This window comes from Erwinia sp. (assembly GCF_031978025.1).
Lineage (GTDB): Bacteria > Pseudomonadota > Gammaproteobacteria > Enterobacterales > Enterobacteriaceae > Erwinia.
The window spans coordinates 1-6,630 of record NZ_DALZCD010000245.1; the positions used below are offsets into that span (position 1 = coordinate 1).

General features: G+C 58.3%; 6 protein-coding genes and 1 pseudogene. 5 read left to right on the plus strand and 2 right to left on the minus strand.

Annotation, left to right across the window (positions count from 1 at the left end; genetic code table 11):
• Both RTK32_RS17070 and RTK32_RS17075 read right to left on the minus strand, forming a co-directional pair.
• Positions 1-1,414, minus strand: a pseudogene (locus RTK32_RS17070) (transcription-repair coupling factor); the annotation flags it as partial.
• A gap of 77 nt (positions 1,415-1,491) precedes the next feature.
• Entirely contained in the window at positions 1,492-1,701 is a 210-nt protein-coding gene (locus tag RTK32_RS17075; protein WP_312046068.1) for a hypothetical protein, read from the minus strand.
• Between the two features lie 247 nt (positions 1,702-1,948).
• Between RTK32_RS17075 and lolC the strand changes: the two genes are divergently transcribed.
• From lolC to cobB, 5 genes are all read left to right on the plus strand, one after another.
• On the plus strand, positions 1,949-3,148 hold the full coding sequence (gene lolC, locus RTK32_RS17080) for a lipoprotein-releasing ABC transporter permease subunit LolC (RefSeq protein ID WP_312046070.1): 1,200 nt from the start codon (positions 1,949-1,951) through the stop codon (positions 3,146-3,148).
• Complete coding sequence (lolD, locus tag RTK32_RS17085; protein WP_312046072.1) at positions 3,141-3,845, plus strand: lipoprotein-releasing ABC transporter ATP-binding protein LolD; 705 nt, start codon at positions 3,141-3,143, stop codon at positions 3,843-3,845. Before lolC ends, lolD begins: the two co-directional genes overlap by 8 nt.
• Positions 3,845-5,089 carry a lipoprotein-releasing ABC transporter permease subunit LolE gene (gene lolE, locus RTK32_RS17090; protein ID WP_312046074.1) on the plus strand — a complete coding sequence of 415 codons (1,245 nt, stop codon included), beginning with the start codon at positions 3,845-3,847 and terminating at the stop codon, positions 5,087-5,089. The genes lolD and lolE overlap by 1 nt, the downstream gene beginning before the upstream one ends.
• A gap of 1 nt (position 5,090) precedes the next feature.
• The gene (gene nagK, locus RTK32_RS17095; RefSeq protein WP_312046076.1) at positions 5,091-6,002 is read left to right on the plus strand and encodes an N-acetylglucosamine kinase; all 912 of its coding nucleotides are present in this window, start codon (positions 5,091-5,093) and stop codon (positions 6,000-6,002) included.
• Positions 6,003-6,009: 7 nt separating this feature from the next.
• Positions 6,010-6,630: Sir2 family NAD+-dependent deacetylase (cobB, locus tag RTK32_RS17100; protein WP_312046078.1), on the plus strand; the 621-nt coding region annotated here is incomplete at its 3' end.

A 6,630-nucleotide genomic window follows, 5' to 3' on the forward strand; every position in this document is an offset into this window, starting at 1 on the left:
GGATTAACACATCCGGGTTGATAGAGCGACGCGTGTCCTGACGACGGCGACTGACGCGTTCGCCCAGCAGATCGCTTTCACAAATCAGTGCGCGATTGCGCAGGGTATCGATAAAGCCGTGTTCGCTGGCGCCCACGATCAGATAAGCGCCGGGCTGCTCTGCCTCATGCAGTGCATGAAGGTTTTTTGGCACCAGCTTGATACGAGCCAGCAGTTCCTGAAGCGCTTCACGACGGCCTTCACTCTCTACAGAAAAAATAACCGGGCCGTCGAACGATTCCAGAAAGCGACGGAGCGTATCCAGCGGCGCCTTTGCCTGCGCCTGCACCGCCAGGTCGGGCAGCGGCTGATAGCCCAGGTTGGTGTTGACGGCTTTCTCCGGCAGCGCCTCGTTTTTCAGCTGCACGCGCGGCCAGTTTTTTAACTCGCTAAAGAGTTCATTGGTGCGTAGCCACAGTTTTTCCGGGGGCAGAAGCGGGCGCATCGGATCGACGCGACGGTTTTCAAAGCGCGTCACCACTTCCTGCCAGAAACGTTCCGCCGCTCCTTCCAGATCGCCGGTATTAATCAGCAGCGTATTGGCGGGCAAATAGCTGAACAGCGCAGGCAGCGACTGTTCAAAAAACAGCGGCTGCCAGTATTCGATGCCGGAAGGCAGCGTCCCTTTACTAACCTGTTGATAGATGTGCTCGGCCTCGCGCCGGACGTCAAAATGCTCGCGCCATTGCGTGCGAAACAGTTCGATAGCCGCTTTATCGGTAGGGAACTCGTGCGCCGGCAGCAGATTGATCGCCTCCACTTCTTCCAGCGTGCGCTGGCTGTCGACGTCGAAAAGGCGCAGGCTGTCGATTTCATCATCGAAAAAGTCGATGCGGTAAGGCTGTTCGCTGCCCATCGGATAAAGATCCAGCAGCGCGCCGCGCGTAGCGTATTCGCCGTGCTCCATCACCTGGTCCACATGACGATAGCCTGCCTGATCCAGCTGGGAACGCAGCGTATCGCGTGACAGCCGCTGGCCTTTACGCATCACCAGCGCATGACCGTGCAGGAAACTGTGCGGACAAACGCGCTGCATCAGCGTGTTCACCGGCAGGATCAGCACGCCTTTTTCCAGCATGGGCAGGTTATAAAGGGTGGAGAGACGGGAAGAGATGATTTCCTGATGCGGCGAAAAGCTGTCGAAAGGCAGCGTTTCCCAGTCGGCCAGGGTCAACACCGGCTCATCGGTAAACTGCCGGATTTCATCCTGCAGCCGCAGCGACGTTTGCATATCCGGCGCGATGAGCATAACGGGGCCGCCGTGTCGCGCCAGTATTTCGGCACATTCCACCGCGCAGGCGGCACCGGTTAATTGTCCCAGCTGGCGCTGGTCACCTGCTTTTGCTGGCAGGGTATATCGGGCTTGTTCAGGCATAATCAGTCAGTCGGTCTCTTCACATAAAGGGAGAGCAGAAAACGACGCGTTTCCTGTTCGGCTAACCGAGTATACCTCTATTTCGGCGATTGTTGGGTGTAGTGCATTCTGGGTCGGTCAATGTTTGCCCAAATCAGCTCTTTTTCGCCGTGATAGCTGTGATTGCCATCGTCCCACCGCACGTAATAACCCGTAGGCGCGTCGCCTTGTTCAAAAACGTTCACCACCAGGCCTTTAATTTCGCCCGTCTTATGGCGGACAATACTGCCTTTTTCATATTTTGACATGATGACCACTCCCGCCTTTACTCTACGCAGCGCCTTTTGAAGGATAAGTAAGTCTATGCCCTTTTTAACGGACTCATTGAGTAATTAACCGGCGTTTTTAGTGTGATATTTCGCCAATAAACGGGTGTGTCGTAGGCGATAACAAAACTTAGCAAAAGAGTCAGCGGCTTAGAGGTTCCATAACGCCGGGCTAACCTTTATCATCTTCGATCACTTTTTGCCTTATTACCGCCAGAAGACGGATTATATGTATCAACCTGTCGCGTTATTTATCGGCCTGCGTTACATGCGCGGGCGAGCATCAGACCGCTTCGGGCGGTTTGTATCCTGGCTTTCCGCTATCGGCATCACGCTGGGGGTGCTGGCGCTGGTCACCGTGCTGTCGGTGATGAACGGCTTTGAGCACGAGCTGGAAAAAAGCACCTTAAACCTGATGCCCCAGGCACTGATCGGCAGCGAGAAAGGCTCCCTCGATCCGCAGCAGGTAACGGCGGAGTCGCTGCAGCTGAAAGGCGTCAGCCGCATTACGCCGCTGACTACCGGCGATGTAGTGCTGCAAAGCGCGCGCAGCGTCGGCGTCGGCGTGATGCTGGGTATCAATCCTGACGAGCCCGATCCGCTGACGCCCTATCTCGCTAACGTGACGCAGAGCGAGCTGCAGCCCAATCAGTATCATATTATCGTCGGCGAACAGCTGGCGGAGCAGCTTGGCCTGAAGCGCGGCGACCAGCTGCGGCTGATGGTGCCGTCTGCCAGCCAGTTTACGCCAATGGGGCGGCTGCCCAGCCAGCGCCTGTTTACCGTTATCGGCACGTTTGCCGCCAACAGCGAAGTGGACGGCTACCAGATCCTGGTTAACCAGCAGGACGCCTCGCGCCTGATGCGTTATCCGGCAGGCCATATTACCGGCTGGCGCCTGTGGCTGGATAAACCGCTGCAGGTGGACACGCTCAGTGAGCAAAAACTGCCGGCCGGACTGGTGTGGAAAGACTGGCGTGAGCGGAAAGGCGAGCTGTTCCAGGCGGTGAAGATGGAAAAAAACATGATGGGGCTGCTGCTCAGCCTGATTGTCGCCGTCGCCGCGTTTAACATCATTACCTCGCTGGGCCTGCTGATTATGGAGAAGCAGGGCGAAGTGGCCATTCTGCAAACGCAGGGGCTGACTCGCCGCCAAATCGTGCTGGTGTTTATGGTGCAGGGCGCGACCGCCGGGATCGTAGGTTCACTGGTCGGCGCACTGCTGGGCGTGCTGCTGGCCAGCCAGCTGAATAACCTGATGCCGCTAATTGGCCTCTTCCTGGACGGCGCGGCGCTGCCCGTAGAGATTTCTGCTGTTCAGGTCGTCACCATTGTCATTATCGCGATGGCCGTGGCGTTGCTTTCCACGCTCTATCCATCCTGGCGCGCTGCCGCCGTTCAACCCGCTGAGGCTTTACGTTATGAGTAACCCGATTTTGTTGCAGTGCGATAACCTGTGCAAGCGCTACCAGGAAGGCAGCGTCCAGACGGACGTATTGCGCAATGTTTCCTTCAGCGTGGCGCCTGGCGAGATGATGGCGATTGTCGGCAGCTCCGGCTCCGGTAAAAGTACCCTGATGCATCTGCTGGGCGGGCTGGATACGCCAACTTCCGGCGACGTAGTGTTTAACGACCGTTCGCTGAACAGCATGTCTTCATCAGCGAAGGCGGAATTGCGCAATCGCGAGCTGGGCTTTATCTACCAGTTTCACCACCTGCTACCCGATTTCAGCGCGCTGGAAAATGTTGCGATGCCGCTGCTGATTGGTAAGGCCGGCAAGGCGGAAGCAGAAGCGAAAGCAAGAGATATGCTGCGCGCGGTAGGGCTGGAGAAACGAGCCGCACACCGGCCTTCCGAGCTTTCCGGCGGCGAACGGCAGCGTGTGGCGATTGCCCGGGCGCTGGTAAATAACCCGCGCCTGGTGCTGGCGGATGAGCCGACCGGTAATCTGGATGCACGCAACGCGGACGCTATTTTCGATCTGCTGGGCGAGCTGAACGTCCGTCAGGGCACCGCTTTTCTGGTGGTGACCCACGATTTGCATCTGGCAAAGCGGCTTAACCGCCAGATGGAGATGCGTGACGGCGTGCTCAGTGAAGAAATGACGCTGGCGGGAATGGCGTAATGGCAAGCTCTCTTTCTCTGCTTCTCGGCCTGCGCTTCAGCCGTGGGCGTCGTCGCGGCGGCATGGTATCGCTGATTTCCGCTATCTCAACGGTGGGCATCGCCTTAGGCGTGGCGGTGCTGATTATCGGCCTTAGCGCCATGAACGGTTTCGAGCGCGAACTAAATAACCGCATTCTGGCAGTGGTCCCGCATGGCGAAATCGAGCCGGTCAATCAGCCGTTTACCGGCTGGCAGGCGCTGCTGCCGAAAGTGGAGCAGGTGCCGGGCATTGCGGCCGCGGCCCCCTATATCAATTTCACTGGCCTGATTGAAAGCGGGGCGAAGCTGCAGGCGATCCAGGTCAAAGGCGTCGATCCGCAACAGGAAACCAGGCTGAGCGCGCTGCCTGCCTATGTGCAGAACCATGCCTGGCAAAGCTTCGGTGCGGGCAAGCAACAGATTATCTTAGGGCAGGGCGTGGCCAACAGCCTGAAGGTAAAGCAGGGCGACTGGCTGACCATTATGATCCCCAACAGCGATCCTGAACATAAGCTGCTGCAGCCGAAACGCGTGCGTTTGCAGGTCAGCGGCATTCTGGCGCTGAGCGGCATGCTGGATCACAGCCTGGCGCTGGTCCCGTTGCAGGACGCGCAAAACTACCTGGCCATGCGTGACAGTGTCACGGGTATCGCGCTGAAGATGACTAACCCGTTTGCGGCACAGAAACTGGTGCGTGACGCGGGCGAAGTGACGCACGCTTACGTCTATATCCGCAGCTGGATTGGCACCTACGGTTATATGTACCGTGATATTCAGATGATCCGCGCAATTATGTATCTGGCGATGGTGCTGGTGATTGGCGTTGCCTGCTTTAACATCGTGTCGACGCTGGTGATGGCGGTGAAAGACAAAAGCGGCGATATCGCGGTGCTGCGCACGCTTGGCGCGAAAGACGGGCTAATTCGCGCTATTTTTGTCTGGTACGGCCTGATGGCTGGCCTGTTGGGCAGCGTCAGCGGCGTGGTTGTAGGCGTGCTGGCGGCCTTTAACCTGACGCCGATTATCCACGGTATTGAAACGTTAACCGGCTACCATTTCCTGTCGGGCGACATTTACTTTATCGATTTTCTGCCGTCAGAAGTGCACTGGCAGGATGTGGGCATCGTACTGGTCACCTCACTGTTGCTGAGCCTGATTGCCAGCTGGTATCCGGCCAGAAGGGCCAGCCGTATCGATCCGGCTCGCGTGCTGAGTGGGCAGTAGTATGTACTACGGTTTTGACGTCGGCGGCAGCAAAATCGCCCTTGGCGTCTACAACGAACAGCGTCAGCTCATCTGGAGCACACGCGCCGCCACGCCCACGCACGATTATGTGCAGCTGCTCGACAGGCTGGCTGCCATGACGGACGAAGCCGATAATTTTTGCGGCCTGCGCGGCAGCGTCGGTATGGGGATCCCCGGGCTGCCAGTGCCGGATGACGGCACGGTATTTACCGCCAACATACCGGCGGCGCAGGGCCAGCGGCTTCAGGCTGATTTGAGCCAGCGGCTGGGACGGGAAGTGCGTATTGATAATGACGCCAACTGTTTTGCGCTGTCGGAGGCCTGGGACGAGGAGTTCAAAACTTATCCGGTGGTGCTGGGACTGATCCTCGGTACCGGCGTGGGCGGCGGGCTGATTATTAACGGCAGGCCGCTGACCGGGCGCAACTTTGTTGCCGGTGAATTTGGTCATATGCGGCTGCCCCTGGACGCGCTGGACGTGCTGGGTCGCGATGTAGAGCAGCCCGTTTGCGGCTGTGGCAAGCGAGGCTGTATCGAACCGTGGCTCTCCGGGCCGGGTTTTGCCCGCCTGTGGCGGCTACACAATCAGTCAGATCTCAGTGCACCCGAGATAGCCAGCCGTTATTATCAACAGGATAAGCAGGCTGTCGCCCACACTGCCCGCTATCAGACGCTGTTGGCCGTTTGCCTGGCAAACTGGCTGACGCTGGTGGATCCGCATCTGGTGGTGTTAGGCGGTGGCCTGTCTGGTTTTGACGCCCTTTATGATGGACTGGAACAGCAGGTAGCCGCACATTTGCTGCCGCGAGCAAAGCCGCCACGCTTTGCCAAAGCCCGTCATGGCGATGCAGGCGGCACGCGCGGCGCCGCCTTTTTGCACATTAAGGACTAGAGGATTTATGATGCGTACACCCCGTCGCCGGTTGAGACTGGCCCGCTACAAGAAAAACCGCCGCAAAGTTCAGCAGCGTTTTCGTCAGCGCATTTTCGAACGCGACCGCACTCTGGAGATCGCCATGCATCCTTTACCGCGAGTTGTTGTCCTGACCGGCGCAGGTATCTCTGCCGAGTCGGGTATTCGTACCTTCCGTGCTGCTGACGGCCTGTGGGAAGAGCACAAAGTGGAGGACGTGGCGACGCCGGAAGGGTTCGCGCGCGATCCGCAAAAAGTTCAGGCGTTTTATAACGCTCGCCGTCGCCAGCTCACCAGCGGCGATGTTCAGCCCAATGCGGCGCACCAGGCGCTGGCCGAGCTGGAAGCGGCGCTGGGCGACCACTTTTTGCTGGTCACGCAGAATATTGATAACCTGCACGAGCGCGCGGGCAGCCGTAACGTTATCCATATGCACGGTGAGCTGCTCAAGGTGCGCTGTATTTCCAGTGGCCAGGTGCTGCACTGGCAGGACGACGTAAAGGACGACGACCGTTGCCACTGCTGCCAGTTCCCGTCGGTGCTGCGTCCGCACGTGGTGTGGTTTGGCGAAATGCCGCTGCAGATGGATGAAATCTATCAGGCGCTG